This is a genomic window from Sporosarcina sp. P34 (assembly GCF_002743375.1).
Taxonomy (GTDB): Bacteria; Bacillota; Bacilli; order Bacillales_A; family Planococcaceae; genus Sporosarcina.
In genome coordinates this window covers 21,376-41,175 of record NZ_PDZC01000006.1, presented here as the reverse complement: position 1 = coordinate 41,175, position 19,800 = coordinate 21,376, and the positions used below count along the sequence as shown (strand labels likewise).

Sequence of the window (19,800 nt, the reverse complement as noted above, 5' to 3'; positions counted from 1 at the left end):
ATTTGCAAATTTTTGGTGCAAACTTTTATATGTCCAAAGCACCCATCTGTAACCGTCCTCACAATATGATAGCCTGTAATTTTCACCACAAAATAATCCAACTAAATTTCGGCTACTTCCCGCGAGAAAAAATCATTTTAACATCCAAAGCAGTTTTGTGATTTGTCTTAATGCGAACAATACCATTATATCTAATAGTGGTTCATCCCCACTTATAACATTAAACCAGCTAAGGAAACCACTTCCAGTTTCAGTCTAAATTACACTATCACAGGGAAATTACTCATTATATTAAAAAACTAAAAAACCTCTAGTAAAGAATCTTTAGAGGTTTTATTGATTATTATATTTATCGCAAGAATAACATAACCATTTAGAATTCAATATGAGCGAAATCCTCGAAATTTACATCGTTAGGAATAAGATTATCGGCCATAAGATCACGAAGAGCTGTAATGGTAATTGCTACATTGGCATCTATGAACTGTTCACCATCGGCGTTATGTTTGACATAGGGCACATTGCGAACAACATATTCGGTCTGCTCGATATGCCAAATGATGTTCTTTGATAACCTAGTTGGTTCACTTTTCATATCGAGAACCTCCTTGTCTATGGTAATCATTTGCTTTCACTCCTCATACGTCTAATTTTGAGTCTTATATCAAATATTATACCCTATTCCATATCCATTCAATCTTTTTAATTTTTATCCTTCTTTTATTTCCGACTTTCGTCTAATAATTTCCGTTTGAATTCAAGCATCCGGTCTTCCATATCCTGGTCTTGAACAATTTTTGATGTCAACTTCTTTGGAGGGGCATTCCTAAACATTAAAGTAACGATTTTGATGAACCTCGTTCCACTTGATTCCCATACGAAACTCACTGGTATCTTGAAATGTTCAGGGTCACTTGCCATCATCATAGTATATGTCAGGGTAGGATGCCCTTTAAATTGTGCTTTCACAACCGTGTCCGTGTCAATAACCCGATTGATTAAATCTATGACGTAAGGTAGTTCATCAGAACCTTGCCTTTCAAACATTTGTACTAATGAATGTTCCGCTGCCTGAACTATACCTTGGAGCCTTAATTCATCGGCGGATTTGTCGTGAACAATCTGGTCCTTCTCGCTAACAACCATGGCTATCTGATTTGGAGTTAGGTATGACAAGTCCTTACCTTTTTTTTCTTCTCTACGAAGTTGTCTTAATGTGTATTGTGATGCAATATGTATGATTTCATCAACCTGTGGCTGTTCAAAACTAATAATATCAGAAACTTTCAATCTTTTTTCATCATGAAATATGACATAGAATGTTTTAATCAAAATAAACACACGTCCTTTACAACTAGTCCATTCTATTATTATGGCATAGAAAACTATTTGTCGATTAGATAAATAATTCGCCCTTTGTTAGAAAAGCGTCCGCCAAAAATAAAGTAAAACTTATTTTTACCGACTTAGAGATTTAATCTGGATAGGAAGATTCCTTCTTTCATTTCAACAAGTTCAATGAACCTTCTACATTCCACTAAGCCGTAAGTGGTAGTTTATTAAATGTTTTCATAGTAATATAGTTCGTTATAAATATATTACCACTTAAAATCATATCTAGATTTTACACTTGTATTCCAGACTTCTTTGTTCCCCTTAGAGGAATTTATACATAAATAAAAAAAGCACTGCCCGAAGACAATGCCAATTCATGTTCTCTAAATTATTATTTTATATTTCAAAAGCAGTAAAACTTCCTGCGTCGTCAAAATTCTTAATATAGACTACCTTGTTCGAAAACTGCTCGACTGTTTTTGTGCTACTTCCTATTACAAGAGATAGCACATTGGATTCCCTTTCTCTTTTCTTTTTATTGAATGCTTCTAGGAATGAATCCTTTACTCGGTCTTCACCATCAGTTACGAAAATAATATCCGCTTGTTTAAAACGACTTTCGTTTATTACTGCCATCGCCCTATTAAGCGGAAGTGCAAAGTCCGTACCTCTCCCTAAGAAAGTTTGGGCTAAATTGATCATATCTGAACTTTTTATTTTTCCTCTCTCGTATTTAAAGATTTGTGTACGAGTAGAAAACAATATCAAACAAAAATCCCTTCTCTGTTTTCTTGCAATCGACATAAGGGCTAACGTAAACCCTTTGGATTGGCTATCTAGCTTGTGCATACTGCCTGACTGGTCCAGGCAAAGTACAATTGGACCTTTCCCCAATACCTCTTGCCCTTTCTGTTCATACATCATCGTCTGACCTTCTACAAAGCGACGTAAAAAGTCATTCCTCGTTATCGGATGTGTGTATAACCCTAACTCCATCGGTAACAGTCGCTCAATATCGTTACCTAATGTAACCCCACTTCTTTCCATTGAATCACTATGCTTAGATTTTTGCTTTTTACGGGCTATCTGTTTAAATCGACCAGCCCAATCCGCAATTTCTTTCATCTGTTTATTAGATGCGATTTTTTCAGCTAATGAAATCTGATCCCGCAAAGGAACTTTTTTCAGTTCTGCATCACCACTACCAGCACCCGTACCCCCAAGTAATGATTTCAAGCTATCTTTCGTCTGTTTCGTTTCCTGCATAGCTTGTGCCATCGCTTGCGAAAAGCTATGACTGTTGTTCTGCAACGTTTGTTGAAGTTGATCCCCTAGGTCTGACATTGCTTCTTTTAAGTCTTCTTGTAACTTCTCACTACCATTTCCAGCTCCATTTTGTTGTTCCTGCTTTTGAAGTTGCCTTTGCATCGCCTGAATTTCTTGCATTTGTTTTCGTAAATCTTCATCCTGTTCTTTTTGTTTAATTAACCATTTGTTCGTTTTCTCCCCAAATTTCACAGTTCCGATGGCTGAAGATAAGTCATCCAATCGAGTAAAGTTTCGATAGTTTTCAAACGACTCATCATTCATGATTTTCTCCATAAATGATTTGTTAACTTGCAAATCATCTGGGATTTTCCCTTCGCTTAATTCAGGTTTCATTTTGTATAAAGAAGCCCATATGTCACCGAGTAACGGTTCAATAGTAGGCAATTCTCCATCAAGGCTTAACTTTTGAAGTCCTTGCGACATCTTATAAATCTCTTTGAAACGTCTTTTATCGAAGGTGTCTGTATTTAACACAGAATGATTTTCATTTCTAATTCTAGTTAATTTCAAATAAAACACTCCCTTTTATTTTTTCGAAAAAGAAATGCCAAGAAGTATCCTTAGCATTCCAATTATCTTCATCAATGTTTTTTTAGAATGGCATTTGTACAGTTGATTTTTCACTTGCAGTGCCAAAATCCATTGGCTCCAAAATACTGTCAAGAATTTCTTGTTGCATCGCTTTCACTTTATCAAGTAAAGAGTCAATATCCGTATCTCTACTTTGATTATGCTTTTTCAACTTATTTAAATCAGCAACTAACGATTTCAATTTTTGGGTAGCTTCCATACCAGCATCAGTAGAAGCTTCGGTCTGCATGGAAGAAAATATTTCACTAGCCTCTTCCTGAATCGTATCAAGTTTTCGAGTAACCACGTCTTGTGCGTGGCTACGAACAATCAAAGAAACGTTATCCTTTTGATCAACCGTTTCCCACAGGGCATTTTCAAGGATGACAATATCATCAACCTTCACAATTTGTCTTTGGTTTATCAGAGCCTTTGCTTGAAGTACCGACAGCGACTGTTTAAATCGCCTGTCAGAAGGACGGATTCCTTCATCACGCAATTCATTACGGATTTTTGAAAAAGTTTCATATATTTCGTCTGGAATTGTAACCATGTCAGTAAAAAACTGAAGTTGAACCAACTCCTCCATAGTCATGGAGGGCATAACCTGATTTTGATCGGTGCCCTTCATCATAGAAACAAAATTCGTTTCATCTGCAATGTAATCTAGTTCGAATCGAAGTAAGAACCTGTCGAAAAGGGCTTCAAGACCTTCTTCCTCGTCTGGATATTCATTTGAAGCCCCAATAACAGATATCAAGGGAACCTTTACTGGCGTTCCGTTATTATAGAAAAGTCTTTCATTTATTAGTGTTAGCAAGCTGTTCAAGATAGCAGAGTTCGCTTTGAATATTTCATCCAGGAAAACAAGATTTGCTTCTGGCATTTTAGTTGCTGTATTCCGCTTATATACGCCTTGCTCAAGGTCTTTTAAAGACAATGGACCAAACACTTCTTCAGGTGTACTGAATCTTGTCAGCAACCACTGGAAGTATTCCGTTCCCTGTATGATTGTTGCTAACTCAACCGACAATGCAGATTTTGCAGTTCCGGCAGGTCCAATCATGAGCATGTGCTGCCTTGAAAGTAGAGCAACGAGAATCCCTTCAACTTCTTTCTCACGCTCAAAAAACTTTGCATTGAGTGCATTTTTAATTTCCTCTAACTTTGCAAAATTAGTATTTGTCATTTTTTATTAACCCCTTTTTTAGTTTAAATAGAAAAGGAAGCCGATTTTTATTGCAACCGTACTTCCCTTTATAAGAATTATTTCAGTTTTTCGCTGAAAGAATAAATAATTCTTGTTCTTTTATCGATAGCTCACGCATCTTCATCTGCAACTCCTGTTCTTTCAGTTCATTTGAACGTTCGAGTTCTTGAGCAATCTTCTTAACGTGTTGCACACAATCAACAACATCTCTTTCATAGAATTTTCTTCCCATTATCGTTTGATAAAATTCTGGCATTTTAATCCCTCCATTCCGTTACTTTTTAAAGATCCGCAACCATTTTCGAAACAGCGGCACGGATCGTTATAATTTTATTTTCTAGCGTATCTGCTTCATTGGCGACAATGCCTTTATAATTACGATAGTTCGCAATTACAGACTTCGCATTTTCAATAATCTCTTTCACTTGTCCTTTTTTCAGCCCAGCACTCGACTTACAATCATGTAAAATTGCTTCTAAATGATCGTTTAGTTTTGTGTTCACCATTTGCCTATTGTCGAATGTATTAACAACGGGGATCTTGAATCCTTCACTGTTCTCAAGAGAGGACGTAAAGTTTACGAGCTGGTTTAGACCCTCCGTATGTGAATCTGGGACAAAATATACGCCTCCATTTGGACGTACAGGTGTGGGTGCAAGTGATTGAAGTATTTTACTCACCATTACTCTTACTTGCTGAGCTGAATAATGGTCTTTGTAAATATTGAAATTACGCTCTGCTTCAAAGCACAGCTCTTTTGCAATTTCATTCTCCGTTATAAACGTTAGAGAACTCTTCTGTTTATCTAGCGTGATTACTCCCGCTTTACTGTTGTAGTCAAGACGTTTACCCGCCTGATCCACTTTTTCCACTACAATGTTCCTTTGCACATGGCTTTTGTCCGAGAACACTTCACGTATAAGGTAGTTCTCGAATACCCCAGCATGTCCTGTAGATTTTCTAGTCTCTATCTCTTTAGTACTTCTTCGGAAAGCATCAGCTGGACGAATCGCATTTGGCATCCATTCAACAGGCAAACCTGATTGAACAAGTGCTTGCTCCAAATCATTCATTTTGACTAATTGCTTGCCAACCGAGAACCACATGAGGTGACCGAGAATACCGTCTTGCTGCTTGTTTTGAACAGCTGTCATATTATCAAGATTAATAGACATACCTAACAACCCTTTCTATTTTTGTATTTTAGATAAATAAAAAAAACGCATTTACACCTAGCGATTGCTAAGTAAATGCGTTTTAAAATAACCCGATTTGTTCGTCAATAAATTCTTTTCTATCTCCCTTCTATAGTTTTTGAAAGCAAAAAACCGACCACTCCTGAATAGGAATAATCGGTTTTAATATAGTTCACGCAAAATGCGTAAGTATCCTTTTTGATATGCAAAAGCAATTTTCGGACGTGTAATACGTCTGCCTAACCTCTCTCTCAAATTAGGAGTCCAAAGGCTGAACATTTGTGCCGAGTCACTTTCTAAAAAAGATAGAAAGTATAACGACTTTCACTAGTAGAACAGTGACTTAATAACATAATGAATATACTTTTACTTTAACAAAACCCGGGGCTGATAGCAAATTCATCCGAAATGACCGCCTAACATTACCGTGAATTTCTAGTTAAGTTAAGCGTCTTAAATAATTATGATTACTACAGTAACGCCCCCTTTAGCTCAAGAGGAAGTTTTGATGAATCGTACTGGTTTTGAAACGTACATTTGAATTTTATTCTCCATAACTATCAAGGAGTAATAGCGCCTTATGAGAATCAAGCGATAGAAGCACGCTTTTTTAATTAGATCAATTATCAGAGAAAACAAATCCTTTTATTAAGAACAAGTTATTTGAATTAAAAGGGCAACTTAAACAATATGCATCACAGTGAAACCTCCGTCATCTTATAAACGGCCAATGAAATAGTAGGTCAATACTTTATAGGATATTACCAACAATATCACGTATTTGCCACGCTAAAATAGTTTCAATTTAAAAAGCCGATTTCCTCACTATAAGGAATTTCGGCTTTTTTTGTATTCATAATACTATCCTGCACAACAAGATAATTTAGATACATCTTTATCAAACGTAAGGGCTGCTAATTTCAAACCTTCTGCCATTGTTAAATAGGGGGCAAGAGTTTCTCGTAGATCCTCCACTGTCAATCCAAATTTTACAGCTAATGTTGCCGCATAGATTACCTCTCCTGCGTTTTCCGAAACGATATGAACGCCTAACACTTTTAATGTTTTTGCATCTGCTACTAATTTAAAAACGCCTGTTGTTTCCTGATTAACAAGGGCTCTTGGTACGGCATCTAACGGCAAGACTGATGTTTTAACCTCAAGTCCTTTTTCTTTTGCTTGCTGTTCAGTTAAACCAACCGTTGCAATCGATGGATTAGTAAACGTAACACCTGGAACAACTTCTAAATTCACCTTTTGATTTAGGCCTCTGATTGCATTACGCGCAGCAAGTCCACCTTGATAAGCAGCTACATAAACAAATTGAGGACCAAGCGTTACATCTCCGGCTGCGTAAATTTGGGAATTGGATGTTTTAGAATATTCATCAATGACGATTTCACCACGAGACCCAACGTCAACACCTGCTGCATGTAAGTTCAAAGATTCTGTATTTGGCTTTCTTCCCGTTGCTACAAGCAATTCTTCTGCTTCAATAATTCGCTTTTCACCATTTATTTCTACATGAACTTTTTTAATGCTTCCATCTTGCTCTATGCGTTCGTAGGTTGCTCCTGTAATTAGATTAATTCCCTGTTCTGTTAATGCCTGGGTCATCGCATCTGAAATTTCAGGTTCGTATTCTTTTAGTAGACGCTCGCTTCTTTGTATCAAAGTTACTTCTGCGCCTAAATTATGAAATAGCTGTCCTAATTCCAAGCCGATATATCCAGAACCAAGCACCGTGAGACGCTTTGGCACTTTCTTTAATTCAAGTAACGAAGTGCTTGTTAAATAATCCACGTCATTCAATCCCGAAATATTTGGAACAGATGGAGACGCACCTGTGGCTATTAAAAATCGTTTTGCTGTTATTTGGTTGCTATTAACTTCAATCGTGCTTTCGTTTACAAATTTCGCTTCACCTTTTATTAATTCAAAACCGTAATCATCAATTAAATTCACATATTTTTCGTTGCGAAGTGTACTTACTAATTCATCTTTTTGGTTTACTAATGAGGCTAAATCAACATTTTGTGCTGTAGTGTGTAATCCTGTAAATGGATTATTTTTTGCTAAATGATTGATTTCTCCGGCTCTTAACAAGGTCTTAGACGGAACGCATCCGATATTAACGCAAGTTCCTCCCACCGTTCCACGTTCAATCATCGCAACTTTTGCGCCATAACCCACGGCTTCAATGGCAGATGAAAAGGCCGCTGCACCAGAACCAATGATGATGTAGTCATAATCATCTTCGCAACCTGTATTAGCTTTTACTTGTGATTGTAAATCTTCAACTTCCCCTGGATGATATTTTGCTTCAGCAATCGCATTTTTAGCTATTTCAACTTCTACGTCATTTTGAAGCTCAAATACAGCATCCCCACGACGAAAATCAACTTCAATACACTTTGCACCTATATTTTCCAAGGCAACTGAAACATGATTTTCACAACTTGCACAAGTCATTCCTTGAATGTTAATCCGATATCTTTTCAATACTTTTCCTCCGTCCTTAAATTTCTAGTAAAGTTTCAATAATGGGGCATTCATAAATATCCTTGTTTTCGGGACATCTTCCTTTTAGGTCGATAAGCATGTGTTCGATTTTTTTTAGATCTTGAATTTTCCGTTGAATGTCCTCTATCTTATAAACAGTGAAATCATACATATCACGGCACTTTGCTTCATCACGATCCACCACGCCTAAAAGCTTATCAATTTCATTTAAAGTAAAACCTAATTCCTTCATACGTTTAATGAAATTCAATCGATCAACGGTTTGTTCTGTGTATATTCGATATCCTGACTCTGTACGAGAAGGTTTCGGAATTAATCCTAATCGCTCATAATACCGAATGGTTTCTTTGTTAACGTTACATTTCTCCGCCAGTTCACCTATATGAAAAACCATTTGTTTCACCTCATACATAGTATAAACCCTGTACCTAAGTACAGGGTCAATATATAGCTTCCTAAAAAAAAAAGCACCACCTAACAGGGATGCTATTTCGTGTTTTAAATTAATTTTATCCCTATCTGTGATGTTCATACACATGGTCATCTTGGTACAACCACTTTCTCAAATGGACATGTGCAGATATATCCAGGGGGAGACAAGTACGCCGACCGAGACGGAAAAAGGGCATTATCGCCATATGATTGGTAACACAACTTTTGAAGATGGACATATATATCAATACGAAGCATATACAAGTTTACCCATTCCATTACCGGGTGGGTTCCATACCTATTATATGGAAGTGAGAACGACAGAAGATGATGGTCATACACATGTGATAAAAGGATTCACTCAACCCTCAAAAGATTAATAAGAAACGGTGTTAAGGTGAGAAACAATCTTGTTCTGCGGGAATAGCACGAGATCAAATTTGATATAAAAAAAGAACCATGAAAAGTATTGTGAGTACTTCACGATTCTAAGTGGATGATGTTTAAAGGAATTATGTTAGTTGCATCGTTGTAATACAAGTATTGTCGCCTTCAAATGTGGAGATATTAGATTCAACTGTTTTGTCGTCATGTGTAATTTTCACTTGGAAATTTTTATTACGCGGTAACCACAGATCGATAAATCCATTTTCTAAAGAGGCGATCGTTTCGTCTACAACGACATTGCCATCTTCGTCTTGAATATGCACGTCGAAGTCTTTTTCAACTAGTTCTCCTTGGCACCCTGTTAAACTATGTATTGCACAAGGATGTGTAGTTTCAACAAATGGTGCAATAGAAACGAAGAATTCATCACTTGGCAAGTCAAATGTAGTTTCTTTGCCATTATCATTAACAATCAGTTCATGAGATGTAATAGATGCTGTTAAATCGTCTTCAAAACTTCCAACGCTATACTCATGTACCTTTTCTTTTGTATCTTTGACTTCACTTCCATCCGATGAATCATTGCTGCAAGCGACTAACATAAAACTTAGCAATAAACCAAATACTACGAGTAATCTTTTTTTCATAATTAATTTCTCTCCTATTCTTTATATGAAAAATTATAGGTCATCGAATTGACCTCACTTTTATTCAAACTAAAAAGAACTTACATCAAGTATATTTTATCATATCTCACTTATAAAAATCGCAAGTTAACCGAACCGTCACACTTTAAATTGGGAAGTTGCCTATTTGAAAATCAACTTTTAATCGTGTTAAATGATAGAATTGAAGCATGCTATCAAAAAAATGCCCCATAAAACCAATAAATTTTGGCTTATGGGACATTTTTATTCTACTTTGTAAAAACATTATTTAGCTGAAAGCTCACTTTCCGTTACCCATTTATGGTTTGTTACTTCTTCCCCACCGGTAGTCGGAGTATAGTCAATCATATATACAGTAGTTTTTTCTGCTGAATCAATTTCAGCTAATGCTCCTTCCATCCCTTTCATGTGGTCTGCCTCCACGGTGACCTCGGTTCCCTGTTCCAAAGTTTTGTCGTCATCATCTTTAACTTCTTCTTGAATGACCCATTTATGATTTTCCACTCTTTCTCCGCCAGTTACCGGGGTATATGAGATAGCGTAAGCCGTAGTATCATAAGCACCCACAATTGTCGCTACAGCCCCATCCATTCCTTCCATATGGTCTGTTTTAATAATTGCTTCGCTTCCCACTTCATAGGTTGGATTTTCTGCCACCTTCAAGCTTTCAGGGACTTCACCTGAGCCGGAATGGTTCATCTCCATTTCCATGTCTCCCTGTTGGGGTTCGTTATTAGTGTTTTGACTTTCCTCGTTGCTGGTATTATTTCCACAAGCACTTAAACCAATAATCATAGCGATACTTAAAAAAAGCAGTTGCTTTTTCATTCGAATAGCACTCCTTATTCTGAATAATTATCAAATAAAAGAAGCTATCCCAAGAAAGCCTTTTCAACTTCTTGAAATAGCTCCTTTGCTGGTTATATTTTCTGCATATTACTTAAGCTACCATTTGTCGGCATGCCTCAGCACACTTTCGGCAAGATTCGGCACAGCGTTGGCAATGATCGTGATCATGTTTTGCACACTCTTCTGCACAACGTTCGCAAACTTCTGCACATAGTTCTAAAATCTGTTTAGTAAATGGGCTATTTCGCGTCATTGCTTGTACGGAAAACGCACATATATCTGCACATTCACGGTCCAAGCGGATACAATCAGCCATCATCTTCAGATCTTCCTCTTTCAAGCACGCATCAAAACAGACATTACATGCCTCTAGACATTCTAAACAAGCTTTCAGACATTCTTCGTATTTCGTATTCATGGACTCACCTCCTGCTATTTTTGCAATCAGTGATATTTTTCCCTTAAAAGTCGTTTTAAAACTAAAAAGAAGAAACTCCTTAAAAAATCCTTTTTCTTTTTTTATGTGTTGGACTCCAAACAAACAGATTACTTTTCTCTGTGCCAATAATAATCGCTTAGCACGTCCGCCAACGCTTCGGTAGTCCGATGTAGCTCTTCTACCGTATTATCGACGCCTCCAATTTCTACAATAACGGAGTTTGGGGAAATATCTTGGTTATAGACCCCATTGCCTTGGCTACTATCTTTTTTTAGTATTCCTTTTGACAAACCGGGATACTGAGTAGCGAGAAGTTTATGTAGGCCTTCAGTAAACGAAAGATTCTTCATAAATTCTTCATGTCCAGTACCAACTACAAATAACAGACGTGCATAATTTTCCCCATTCATTTCTAACGTGGTAGAATCTTTGCGCAATGAATCACGATGTAAATCCAGAAAAATGTCGAAATCTTTATTTTCGGCACGCGCAGACCGAACCAATTCTTCTGATAAATTATATGAACTATTATAGTTTAACTCTCTCAAACTTAATTCTTGAACAATATCGGTTGAATCCACTTTCGTTCCCACCCCTCTTCTCTCCAGTGCCCTACCCAGCATTTCACCGACCAACGTAATATTTGCTTTTGAGTGATAAGCATCTTCCGGTTTATCGGTGCCTTTTAAATAAGGTAAAAAAGATTCCCTGTTATGGGTGTGATAAATATAAATAACGTCTCTGCCAAATGTCGAATGAATTGAATCTTTTGTAATTCCTTTAGGTGATTTCATACTTTCAAAGATAGCGTCAATGTTCTTGAAAGCAAGTTCTCTGTCTTTTAAAAGATCTTTCATGGCAGGCTGGAATTCATCTCTATCTGGCTGCTCCAACTGAATATTGATTTTTTCTTTTTCGTTGGATGTTCCTTTTAAAGTAACATCTGTTTCACCTAATGGTTTGAGAAAATCGGAGGAATCCTTCAACGTTTCCATGTAGAAATTAGAAAAAGAATCCACTTTACCCAATAAAGGATTTTCTTTGATTTCATCATGCCACAAGTAGTATGACAGCAATAAAACAACTAATAACCATATAGAAAATAAAATAATTGCCAAATATAAAAGGACGATTAATATAGATTTTTTCTTTTTCTTAGTGTACTTCTTAACTTTTGGAAACATAATGTAGCCTACCTTTTAGAAAGAATGTAAACATTTTTTCATATGATGAATTTTAAAACAGCCGGTGTGAACGAATACACACTGGCTGTTACAGACTTTCACACGCGATTGAATTGAAGTTTACTCCACTTTCACCTGTCCCATCATGCCGTTATCCTCATGTTCAAGAATATGACAATGGAACATATAGATACCCTTATGCTTAAATTGTATAGCAATTTTTACTGTCTCATCTGGTTTTATTGAGATAGTATCCTTCCATCCCTGCTCATTTTCCGGTGGCTCTTCTCCGTCTCTGGAGATTATTTTAAATTGCGTGCCGTGAATGTGGAATGGATGAATCATTCCACCCATCATGTCGGGTTTATTATAAATTTCCCACACTTCAGTAACCCCTTGCTGTTGTGTGAAGTCAATTCTATCCGGATCAAACTTTTTTCCATTTATTGTTACCATATCCATCATCCCAAAGAGTTCCACTTTCTTTGTGACTGGTAAATTCTTCTCTTCTTCTGTCAATGCAAAATCATTCAACTCTTCTGAAATTCCACTAATCACTTCGTCTTGATCAGAAACCTTAAATGGTAAAAGGACAGACCCATCCTCATTTACCAACGCCAAGTCATTTGAAGTATTGAGCTGCGAAAAATCGACAATGATTTCCGCTCTTTCTGAAGGTGTAAGTGTTACTTCATTTAAAGTGACCGGTTCATTCAAGAAACCGCCATCCGTTGCGATTTGAACAAAAGAATCCCCTGTATTCAATTTAAATGTGTAATTCCTCGCATTCGATCCATTTAATAAACGAAGACGTACTTTCTCCTTATTTACAGTCAACTTGGGATTCAACGTCCCGTTGATCAGTAAGGTATCGCCAATTGTCCCATCTTCATTCTTTGCGGCACTAAAATTCAATTGTTTTTTATCATCAAATATTCGATCTTGGAAAATCAAAGGAAAATCATTCTTCCCATAATCAGTTGGCAATCCAATGCTTTTCGAATTTTCATCCTCGATATAAATCAATCCCGCAAGTCCATTGTATACCTGTTCAGCGGTTTTCCCCTCTGGATGGGGATGGAACCATAACGTTGACGCTTCTTGTGTCACTTCAAATTCAATCACCTTTTCTTCTCCCGGCTTAACCACATCATGCGGTCCACCATCTGCATCAGCAGATACTTCCAATCCATGCCAGTGAAAAGTCGTCTTTTCATCCAGTTCGTTTATCGTTCTAATTTTAACTTTGTCACCTTTTTCAAAACGGAGCATCGGCCCTAAAAACGACCCGTTGTATCCATACGTTGTCGATTCAGTACCGTCGAATATTTCGGTTTTTCCTTTTTGTGCTCGAACCGTATATACGACTCCATCCTCATTATCAGTTTCAAGCATAGAAGGGATTTTTAATTCATTTTCCCCTGTTGAGTCGTTTAAACTTACCACCTCATCATGGCTCATATGTCCCTCCATCATGTCACCCATAGTGGAATGATCCATTTCCTCCATGTCTTGATCCATTTCCTCGGCAGGTTGCGGATTGTTATTGCTACAACCGCCAATAACCAATAAACTAATTGCCGCCGCGGCAATCTTTATCTTTATTCCCATCAAGTATTTCCCCTTTCATCTGCTATATTACTTTTTTAGTGTAACAAGAAAATATGAAAAAAATATGCATATTGCAGTGAAGTAGTTAGAAAGAAGATATTTGATAAAATCGAAATAATTTATCTCTTAATTGAATTGCGCAATTTAAAGATACGAAGACTGATCTCGGCTGTGGATTTTAGAAATTGGGTCAAAAAAGCCGCATTTCTACATCAAACGCGGCCGTTCACTTAAAATATTGCCCATTCACAAAAAGATATATAAATATTTTACCTAATGCTAATTAATTTTAAATCAACTATGTTGCTTACGCTTCCCAAACGGAGTCGTGCCTCTTGGCTTGTAAACCGATAGTATGATGATTACGAGCAACACAAGTAGACCTACCCCGGCGTGGAAGAGTTCGCCCCACAAGCCGCTAAGATCGGCACTTCCCGTCTCTTTCGCCACATCTGCCAGGAAGCTCACTGTCTGCATATTGAGCAGCAAAATGGTTGTGGCTATAACGGTGAGCAGTAGTTTGAAAAGGACCCAATAATGCTTTACTAAGCCCCACTTAGTACCCAATGACATAACAAGCCCAGTCAGTAGCGAGAGAAGGGCTAAGGGGACGATCGCGAACCAGCCAATCAACTCCATCGCAATCCAAGCAGCATGCACCGTCTTGGCATCTTCTTTTATAAGGGCAGCGACGACAAGAACTAGGAATCCAATGACCGCGCCGAGCCAGCCAATCGAAGAAGTGATATGGGCAGTGAGCGCGAACTTACGTAGGCCAGGTTTCATGACCACTGCTGTTTCACTCCCTGTTCCACATTGCTAGAAGTCGGCATGTGACGACCAGGACCATGTTCACCACCGCTAATAACCATTATTGCAACAGCAAGTAGTACTAAAATAATCACGACAACCCCAGACACCTTTACCCACCGCGGTGTACCCGTAGTAGATTTGCGATCCGACATATTCGTATCCTCCTCTGCCGTATGACTTGATATTGATTTTTTTATTTATATTTTCCTCCCTTGTATTCATCGTTTTTTAATGCCCAATCAGTATAGCAATTTTTTATGAACGGACGATGAACAGAGAATTATGCATTCCCATGTTTATTTGATTTATTCATAGCTAATGGGAGTGTAAATGTAAAGGTTGTCCCTCTTCCTACTTCACTTTCCACTTGAATGTCGGTTTGATGAAGGACTAATATGTGCTTAACAATGGACAAGCCTAGTCCTGTACCCGCCTTTTTAGTACGGGCCTTATCTACTTTATAAAACCGTTTCCAAATAGATTGAATGTTTTCTTGACTAATTCCCGGCCCATAATCTCGAATTGAAACTACCGCTTGGTGTTCCTTTTTCAAAAACACTTCGATAGAACTCTCGTGTTTGGAATAGTGTACAGCGTTTTGAATCAAATTAACGATCACTTGATCAATTCGATCCGGGTCAGCATATACGTAGATATCTTCTACTTCATCAGATATTAATCCCACATTTAGTTTTTTATTTTCAAATTCAGTTTCCATACGAGCCATCACTAAGCGAACCAGCTCTGATAAATTAAAGCGTACAGGGTGAATTTCCAACTGCCCCGATTCGATTTGGGACATATCGAGAAGATCATTGACTAGCTTAATCATTCGTTCAGTTTGTTCTTTCATAATGGTAAAATAATGACGCTTTCGAGCATTGGGGATTTTATCATCCAGAAACGCACTGGCGAATCCATGAATTGAAGTAAGAGGGGAGCGTAAATCATGGGAAACATTAGCGACAAAATCCTTTCTCATCTGGTCTGTGCTAGCCAACTCATGCGCCATATAATTGAACGTTTCTCCCAGTTCGCCAAGCTCGTCACTCGTCCTGATATTGACTCTCTGATTAAATTCTCCCCTAGCAATAAGAAGCGCAACCCGATTCATTTCTCGAAGTGGAGCGGTAATTCTTTTCGTCAGGTAATAAGTAAATATGCCTGTAATCGTTATTGAAATAATCGAAGACGAGATAAACAAGTATTTCATTTGGTTAAAACCTTCGGGATTTAAGTGCATATTGGTTAGGTTATTCTGAAATAACAAATAGGAAGCGACAGCAAAAACAAGATGTGACACAATTAATATGGCGATATATGTGAGGAATAGCTTCACAAAAATACTTTTTATCTTAATCACTCGTTGGCCACCTCAAATTTATAGCCCACTCCTCTAATCGTTTTCACCCTCCAATAAGCGTTGGCATTCCCTAATTTGTCTCGAATCCTTTTAATATGTACATCGACTGTTCTTGGATCCCCCTCATAATCCAACCCCCATATTTTTTCCAGAAGCTGCTGACGTGTGAATACTTGATCTGGATGTGAGGTTAGAAAATACAGTAGCTCCATTTCCTTGGGTGGTAACACAATCTCCCGTTTATCGTAGGTCACCTTATATTGTTTAAGATCAATCTTCAACAAGGGAAGTTCAATGATCTCATTTGTACCTAACATTGGATAAGCCCGCCGCAGCACCGCATTTATCCGTGCTATCAATTCGTTTGGATCAAAAGGTTTTACCATGTAATCATCTGCTCCTAGGTTGAAACCTTTAAGTTTATCATAGCTTTCGCCTTTCCCAGTCAACATGATAATGGGTGTTTTATCAAATCTCCTTATTTCCTTGCAAACTTCCCAACCATCCATTTCAGGCATCATAATATCTAAAATGACAAGATCAGGAGAACAATCATAAAACATTTCTAATCCTGTCATTCCATCATTAGCTATGCTAACTATATACCCGCTTTTTTCAGCGTATAAAATAATCAATTCACAAATGTAAGGATCATCTTCAATGACGAGAACTTTGATTTGCTTGTTCATTCATTCATCGGCCTCCTCTTATTCATTTACGTCTTATAGTAACATCTTTTTATGAACGGAAAGTAAACACAATAACAGCCCCCCTCTTTAGCTCACCAATAACTGTCATGACTTTGTCTTACTTTCTCCATAGATAATGGATATTTGATGGCTATCATTATGTATAGGAGGGATACAAGGAAATCAATCCCAAAACAAATAGGAGGTATTCATTTTGAAAAAATGGTTATTGGCAACAGTTTTATTTAGTGCTTTGTTTGTTCTGGCGGCTTGTGGAGGAAAAGATACAGGTGACGCAACGGGGCAGGTAGAGAACACCGCCCCTTCAGAAACTTCAAACGTCAGCAATGAAATCAATATCACAGGGATTAATTTTGAATTTGATCAGGCAGAATATACTGTCAAGGCTGGCGAAGAGGTTACAATAACATATAAAAACGAAGAAGGCATGCACGGGATTGCTATCGATGAACTTGATGTGGACATAAAAGATGATGGTGAAGCAACTTTTACACCTACAGAGCCGGGTGAATACACAATCTACTGCAATATTCCATGTGGAGCGGGACATGCCGATATGAAGTCAACGCTAATTATCACATAATTGATAACTGCCTAGCAATTTTGGATGCGGTTCCGTAATTGTTTTTCACGATTTTAGAATGAAAAGAGTAGGATCAGGAATAATTTCCCGGTCCTACTCTTTTTAATGCTTATATTTCCACTTGCTTCAATCGTACAAATCATCTTTATTCATTACTTCAAATTAACTTTTTGAAGACGTAACGCATTCAACACAACCGATACCGAACTAAACGCCATCGCAGCACCAGCAACCCAAGGGGCTAACAGGCCAATTGCTGCAATCGGTATCCCTACCGTGTTGTAGAAGAAAGCGAAAAACAAGTTTTGTTTAATATTACGCATTGTTTTTCTACTCATAATAATTGCATCAGCCACACTGTTTAAATCGCCACGCATGAGCGTAATATCTGCCGCTTCAATCGCAATGTCTGTACCAGTTCCGACAGCCATTCCGATATCTGCCATCGCAAGTGCAGGTGCATCATTGATACCATCGCCGACCATAGCAACCTTCTTACCTTGATCTTGCAATTTTTTAATTTCATCACTTTTTTGTTCTGGTAACACTTCTGCAATCACATGGGATAGACATACTTGGCTAGCAATGGCCTCTGCGGTTCTTTGGTTATCACCTGTTAGCATAATGACGTCCAGACCCAATTCCTGCATTCGTTTAATTGCTTCTTTAGACGTTTCTTTCACCGTATCCGCAACTGCAACGACACCGGCAAGTTTTTGATCTACAGCAATGAGCATCGCTGTTTTCCCATCACGTTCAAGTTTTTCCATGGAAACTTCGGAATTTAAAATGGCTATCTTTTGTTCTTTCATCAATTTTCTTGTGCCAACCAATACTTCTCTACCATTAACAATCGCTCGAATACCATAGCCTGGTAATGCCTCAAAATCTGTAGCATCGAGAAGGGATAACCCTTTTTCTTTCGTGCCAAGGACAATCGCCTGTGCTAATGGATGCTCAGATTGATCTTCTGCGGTTGCGACTAACTGCAAAACTTCATCTTCTGTAAAACCCTCTGTCACTGTAATATCTGTTAAAGCAGGTTCTCCTTTTGTAACTGTTCCAGTTTTATCCAGAACAACCGTATCGATAGAACGTGTATTCTCCAAATGTTCTCCGCCTTTAAAGAGCAAACCCATTTCAGCAGCTCTACCCGAACCAGCCATAATCGACGTCGGTGTTGCCAGACCTAGCGCACACGGACAAGCAATTACCAAAATCGTAATTGTTGGAATAAGTGCCGAACGTAAATCTCCAGGCGATACTGCAAAATACCAGATAAAGAATGTTGCAATCGCGATAACAACAACTATCGGCACAAAAACACCGGAAATTCGATCCGCCAAACGTTGAATATCTGCCTTGGATCCTTGTGCATCTTCAACCACTTTCACAATTTTCGCCAAAGCTGTATCTTTGCCAACATTTGTCGCTTTGATTTGCAAAGAACCATTCCTGTTAATCGTTGCACCAATGACCGTATCCCCAGCTACTTTATCAATCGGAATACTTTCACCCGTAATCATCGATTCATCAATTGCAGAACGCCCCTCGATAATTTCTCCGTCTACTGGAATACTTTCTCCAGGCCTAACAAGGATTGTATCCCCCGTGACGACTTGTTCAATCGGTAGCTCTTGTTCAACGCCGTCCCTTAACACTCTAGCTGTTTTTGCTTGTAACCCTAGTAATTTTTGAATCGCTTGGCTTGTTTTTCCTTTTGCACGAACCTCAAATAATTTACCAAGTACAATTAAAGTAATAATGACAGCAGCCGCTTCAAAATAGAGGTCGGCATGTCCAACACTTCCTGCATTCATCCATTCAAATGATAAATAGAGACTGTAGAAATACGCTGCACTTGTACCGAGTGCAATCAATACGTCCATATTGGCACTCTTATTTCTAAGCGAATTAAATGCACCTTTATAAAACTGTGCTCCAACGATGAATTGAACGGGCGTCGCAAGTGCAAGTTGTACCCACGGATTCATAAGAATTGCGGGTAGGTAGATAAACGATAGAAATTCAAAATGTGCAACCATCGTCCATAACAAAGGAAATGTTAAAATAGCCGAGAAAATGAACTTATTCTGTTGCTTTTTGATTTCCTTTTCTTGATGATCTACCTTGTCTCCCTCGTCTTGCTTGGGCATTAATTCATAGCCCATTTTCTTAACAGCTGCAATCATATCAGTCGTTCCAACTTGTTTATCGTCATATTCAACAGCAATTGTTTCGAGTGCAAAGTTTACGTTGGCACTTGAAACACCATCCATTTTATTAATTCTTTTTTCAATTTTTGTAGCACATGCTGCACACGTCATCCCCGAAATATCAAATGTTTCTCTTTCTTGAACGACACTATAGCCAAGTTTTTCAACTCTTTCCATAAATTCATTCACATTAGTTTTCTCAGGGTCATAGATAATCGTAGACCTTTCCATTGCATAGTTGACGTTTGCTTTTTCGACACCTTCAATTTGCGACAAACCTTTTTCGATACTGTTTGCACAAGCTGAACAAGTCATGCCGTTTATTTGCAAGGTTTTTTCTGTTGTAGCCATTTTACTCTCCTTCCATACTTGGTGGGGGTAT

The 19,800-nt window shown here is 37.9% G+C and carries 20 protein-coding genes; 2 read left to right on the top strand and 18 right to left on the bottom strand.

Features of this window, described 5'->3' with window-relative positions; genetic code table 11:
- Positions 1-373 precede the first annotated feature (373 nt).
- The 8 genes from CSV63_RS10270 to merR1 all read right to left on the bottom strand — a co-directional run bounded on the left by CSV63_RS10270 (position 374) and on the right by merR1 (position 8,557).
- Complete coding sequence (locus CSV63_RS10270) at positions 374-595, bottom strand: hypothetical protein (RefSeq protein ID WP_143565329.1); 222 nt, start codon at positions 593-595, stop codon at positions 374-376.
- Positions 596-720: 125 nt separating this feature from the next.
- Positions 721-1,332, bottom strand: coding sequence for a hypothetical protein (locus tag CSV63_RS10265; RefSeq protein ID WP_099636585.1), 612 nt, complete (start codon positions 1,330-1,332; stop codon positions 721-723).
- Positions 1,333-1,731: 399 nt separating this feature from the next.
- Positions 1,732-3,183: a VWA domain-containing protein gene (locus CSV63_RS10260; protein ID WP_099636586.1), complete on the bottom strand. Its 1,452-nt coding sequence runs from the start codon at positions 3,181-3,183 to the stop codon at positions 1,732-1,734.
- Positions 3,184-3,256: 73 nt separating this feature from the next.
- Entirely contained in the window at positions 3,257-4,423 is a 1,167-nt protein-coding gene (locus tag CSV63_RS10255) for an AAA family ATPase (protein ID WP_099636587.1), read from the bottom strand.
- An 82-nt stretch (positions 4,424-4,505) separates the two neighbouring features.
- Entirely contained in the window at positions 4,506-4,700 is a 195-nt protein-coding gene (locus tag CSV63_RS10250) for a hypothetical protein (RefSeq protein ID WP_099636588.1), read from the bottom strand.
- A 25-nt stretch (positions 4,701-4,725) separates the two neighbouring features.
- Positions 4,726-5,619 (bottom strand): DUF6744 family protein, encoded by an 894-nt coding sequence (locus CSV63_RS10245; RefSeq protein WP_099636589.1) that lies wholly within the window; start codon positions 5,617-5,619, stop codon positions 4,726-4,728.
- Positions 5,620-6,501: 882 nt separating this feature from the next.
- On the bottom strand, positions 6,502-8,142 hold the full coding sequence (merA, locus tag CSV63_RS10240) for a mercury(II) reductase (protein WP_099695709.1): 1,641 nt from the start codon (positions 8,140-8,142) through the stop codon (positions 6,502-6,504).
- Between the two features lie 16 nt (positions 8,143-8,158).
- A complete protein-coding gene (merR1, locus tag CSV63_RS10235) occupies positions 8,159-8,557 on the bottom strand; it encodes a mercury resistance transcriptional regulator MerR1 (RefSeq protein ID WP_099636591.1) in 399 nt (132 codons plus the stop codon).
- Between the two features lie 142 nt (positions 8,558-8,699).
- Between merR1 and CSV63_RS10230 the strand changes: the two genes are divergently transcribed.
- A complete protein-coding gene (locus CSV63_RS10230; protein WP_158233163.1) occupies positions 8,700-8,975 on the top strand; it encodes a YmaF family protein in 276 nt (91 codons plus the stop codon).
- Positions 8,976-9,107: 132 nt separating this feature from the next.
- On the opposite strand, the gene CSV63_RS10225 is transcribed toward CSV63_RS10230, so the two are convergent.
- The 9 genes from CSV63_RS10225 to CSV63_RS10185 form a co-directional block, all read right to left on the bottom strand.
- Positions 9,108-9,629 carry a CueP family metal-binding protein gene (locus CSV63_RS10225; RefSeq protein WP_099695708.1) on the bottom strand — a complete coding sequence of 174 codons (522 nt, stop codon included), beginning with the start codon at positions 9,627-9,629 and terminating at the stop codon, positions 9,108-9,110.
- 285 nt (positions 9,630-9,914) lie between these two features.
- Positions 9,915-10,478, bottom strand: a complete 564-nt coding sequence (locus tag CSV63_RS10220) for a YdhK family protein (RefSeq protein ID WP_099636594.1) — start codon at positions 10,476-10,478, stop codon at positions 9,915-9,917.
- 112 nt (positions 10,479-10,590) lie between these two features.
- Complete coding sequence (locus CSV63_RS10215) at positions 10,591-10,917, bottom strand: four-helix bundle copper-binding protein (RefSeq protein ID WP_099636641.1); 327 nt, start codon at positions 10,915-10,917, stop codon at positions 10,591-10,593.
- Positions 10,918-11,045: 128 nt separating this feature from the next.
- On the bottom strand, positions 11,046-12,122 hold the full coding sequence (locus CSV63_RS10210) for a stage II sporulation protein P (RefSeq protein ID WP_199203642.1): 1,077 nt from the start codon (positions 12,120-12,122) through the stop codon (positions 11,046-11,048).
- Positions 12,123-12,242: 120 nt separating this feature from the next.
- On the bottom strand, positions 12,243-13,733 hold the full coding sequence (locus tag CSV63_RS10205) for a multicopper oxidase family protein (protein ID WP_099695707.1): 1,491 nt from the start codon (positions 13,731-13,733) through the stop codon (positions 12,243-12,245).
- A gap of 294 nt (positions 13,734-14,027) precedes the next feature.
- The gene (locus CSV63_RS10200; protein ID WP_233189581.1) at positions 14,028-14,519 is read right to left on the bottom strand and encodes a DUF2269 domain-containing protein; all 492 of its coding nucleotides are present in this window, start codon (positions 14,517-14,519) and stop codon (positions 14,028-14,030) included.
- Entirely contained in the window at positions 14,516-14,698 is a 183-nt protein-coding gene (locus CSV63_RS10195) for a hypothetical protein (RefSeq protein ID WP_099636597.1), read from the bottom strand. The genes CSV63_RS10200 and CSV63_RS10195 overlap by 4 nt, the downstream gene beginning before the upstream one ends.
- Before the next feature lie 128 nt (positions 14,699-14,826).
- Positions 14,827-15,909: a sensor histidine kinase gene (locus CSV63_RS10190; protein WP_099636598.1), complete on the bottom strand. Its 1,083-nt coding sequence runs from the start codon at positions 15,907-15,909 to the stop codon at positions 14,827-14,829.
- Positions 15,906-16,598, bottom strand: coding sequence for a response regulator transcription factor (locus tag CSV63_RS10185; protein WP_199175256.1), 693 nt, complete (start codon positions 16,596-16,598; stop codon positions 15,906-15,908). Before CSV63_RS10185 ends, CSV63_RS10190 begins: the two co-directional genes overlap by 4 nt.
- Before the next feature lie 214 nt (positions 16,599-16,812).
- Here CSV63_RS10185 and CSV63_RS10180 point away from each other — a divergent pair, with 214 nt between their 5' ends.
- Complete coding sequence (locus tag CSV63_RS10180) at positions 16,813-17,202, top strand: cupredoxin domain-containing protein (RefSeq protein ID WP_099636599.1); 390 nt, start codon at positions 16,813-16,815, stop codon at positions 17,200-17,202.
- A 152-nt stretch (positions 17,203-17,354) separates the two neighbouring features.
- Here the strand turns inward: CSV63_RS10180 and CSV63_RS10175 are convergent, their stop codons facing one another.
- A complete protein-coding gene (locus CSV63_RS10175; RefSeq protein WP_099636600.1) occupies positions 17,355-19,769 on the bottom strand; it encodes a heavy metal translocating P-type ATPase in 2,415 nt (804 codons plus the stop codon).
- Positions 19,770-19,800 lie beyond the last annotated feature (31 nt).

Excerpts from the sequence above, each read along its gene's own strand:
- CSV63_RS10220 (WP_099636594.1), bottom strand. The coding sequence starts at position 10,478 with ATGAAAAAGCAACTGCTTTTTTTAAGTATCGCTATGATTATTGGTTTA.
- CSV63_RS10270 (WP_143565329.1), bottom strand. The coding sequence starts at position 595 with ATGAAAAGTGAACCAACTAGGTTATCAAAGAACATCATTTGGCATATC.
- merR1 (WP_099636591.1), bottom strand. The coding sequence starts at position 8,557 with ATGGTTTTTCATATAGGTGAACTGGCGGAGAAATGTAACGTTAACAAA.
- CSV63_RS10205 (WP_099695707.1), bottom strand. The coding sequence starts at position 13,733 with ATGGGAATAAAGATAAAGATTGCCGCGGCGGCAATTAGTTTATTGGTT.
- CSV63_RS10210 (WP_199203642.1), bottom strand. The coding sequence starts at position 12,122 with ATGTTTCCAAAAGTTAAGAAGTACACTAAGAAAAAGAAAAAATCTATA.
- CSV63_RS10215 (WP_099636641.1), bottom strand. The coding sequence starts at position 10,917 with ATGAATACGAAATACGAAGAATGTCTGAAAGCTTGTTTAGAATGTCTA.
- CSV63_RS10250 (WP_099636588.1), bottom strand. The coding sequence starts at position 4,700 with ATGCCAGAATTTTATCAAACGATAATGGGAAGAAAATTCTATGAAAGA.
- CSV63_RS10185 (WP_199175256.1), bottom strand. The coding sequence starts at position 16,598 with ATGAACAAGCAAATCAAAGTTCTCGTCATTGAAGATGATCCTTACATT.
- CSV63_RS10225 (WP_099695708.1), bottom strand. The coding sequence starts at position 9,629 with ATGAAAAAAAGATTACTCGTAGTATTTGGTTTATTGCTAAGTTTTATG.
- CSV63_RS10195 (WP_099636597.1), bottom strand. The coding sequence starts at position 14,698 with ATGTCGGATCGCAAATCTACTACGGGTACACCGCGGTGGGTAAAGGTG.
- CSV63_RS10230 (WP_158233163.1), top strand. The coding sequence starts at position 8,700 with ATGGTCATCTTGGTACAACCACTTTCTCAAATGGACATGTGCAGATAT.
- CSV63_RS10255 (WP_099636587.1), bottom strand. The coding sequence starts at position 4,423 with ATGACAAATACTAATTTTGCAAAGTTAGAGGAAATTAAAAATGCACTC.
- CSV63_RS10200 (WP_233189581.1), bottom strand. The coding sequence starts at position 14,519 with ATGAAACCTGGCCTACGTAAGTTCGCGCTCACTGCCCATATCACTTCT.
- CSV63_RS10245 (WP_099636589.1), bottom strand. The coding sequence starts at position 5,619 with ATGTCTATTAATCTTGATAATATGACAGCTGTTCAAAACAAGCAGCAA.
- CSV63_RS10175 (WP_099636600.1), bottom strand. The coding sequence starts at position 19,769 with ATGGCTACAACAGAAAAAACCTTGCAAATAAACGGCATGACTTGTTCA.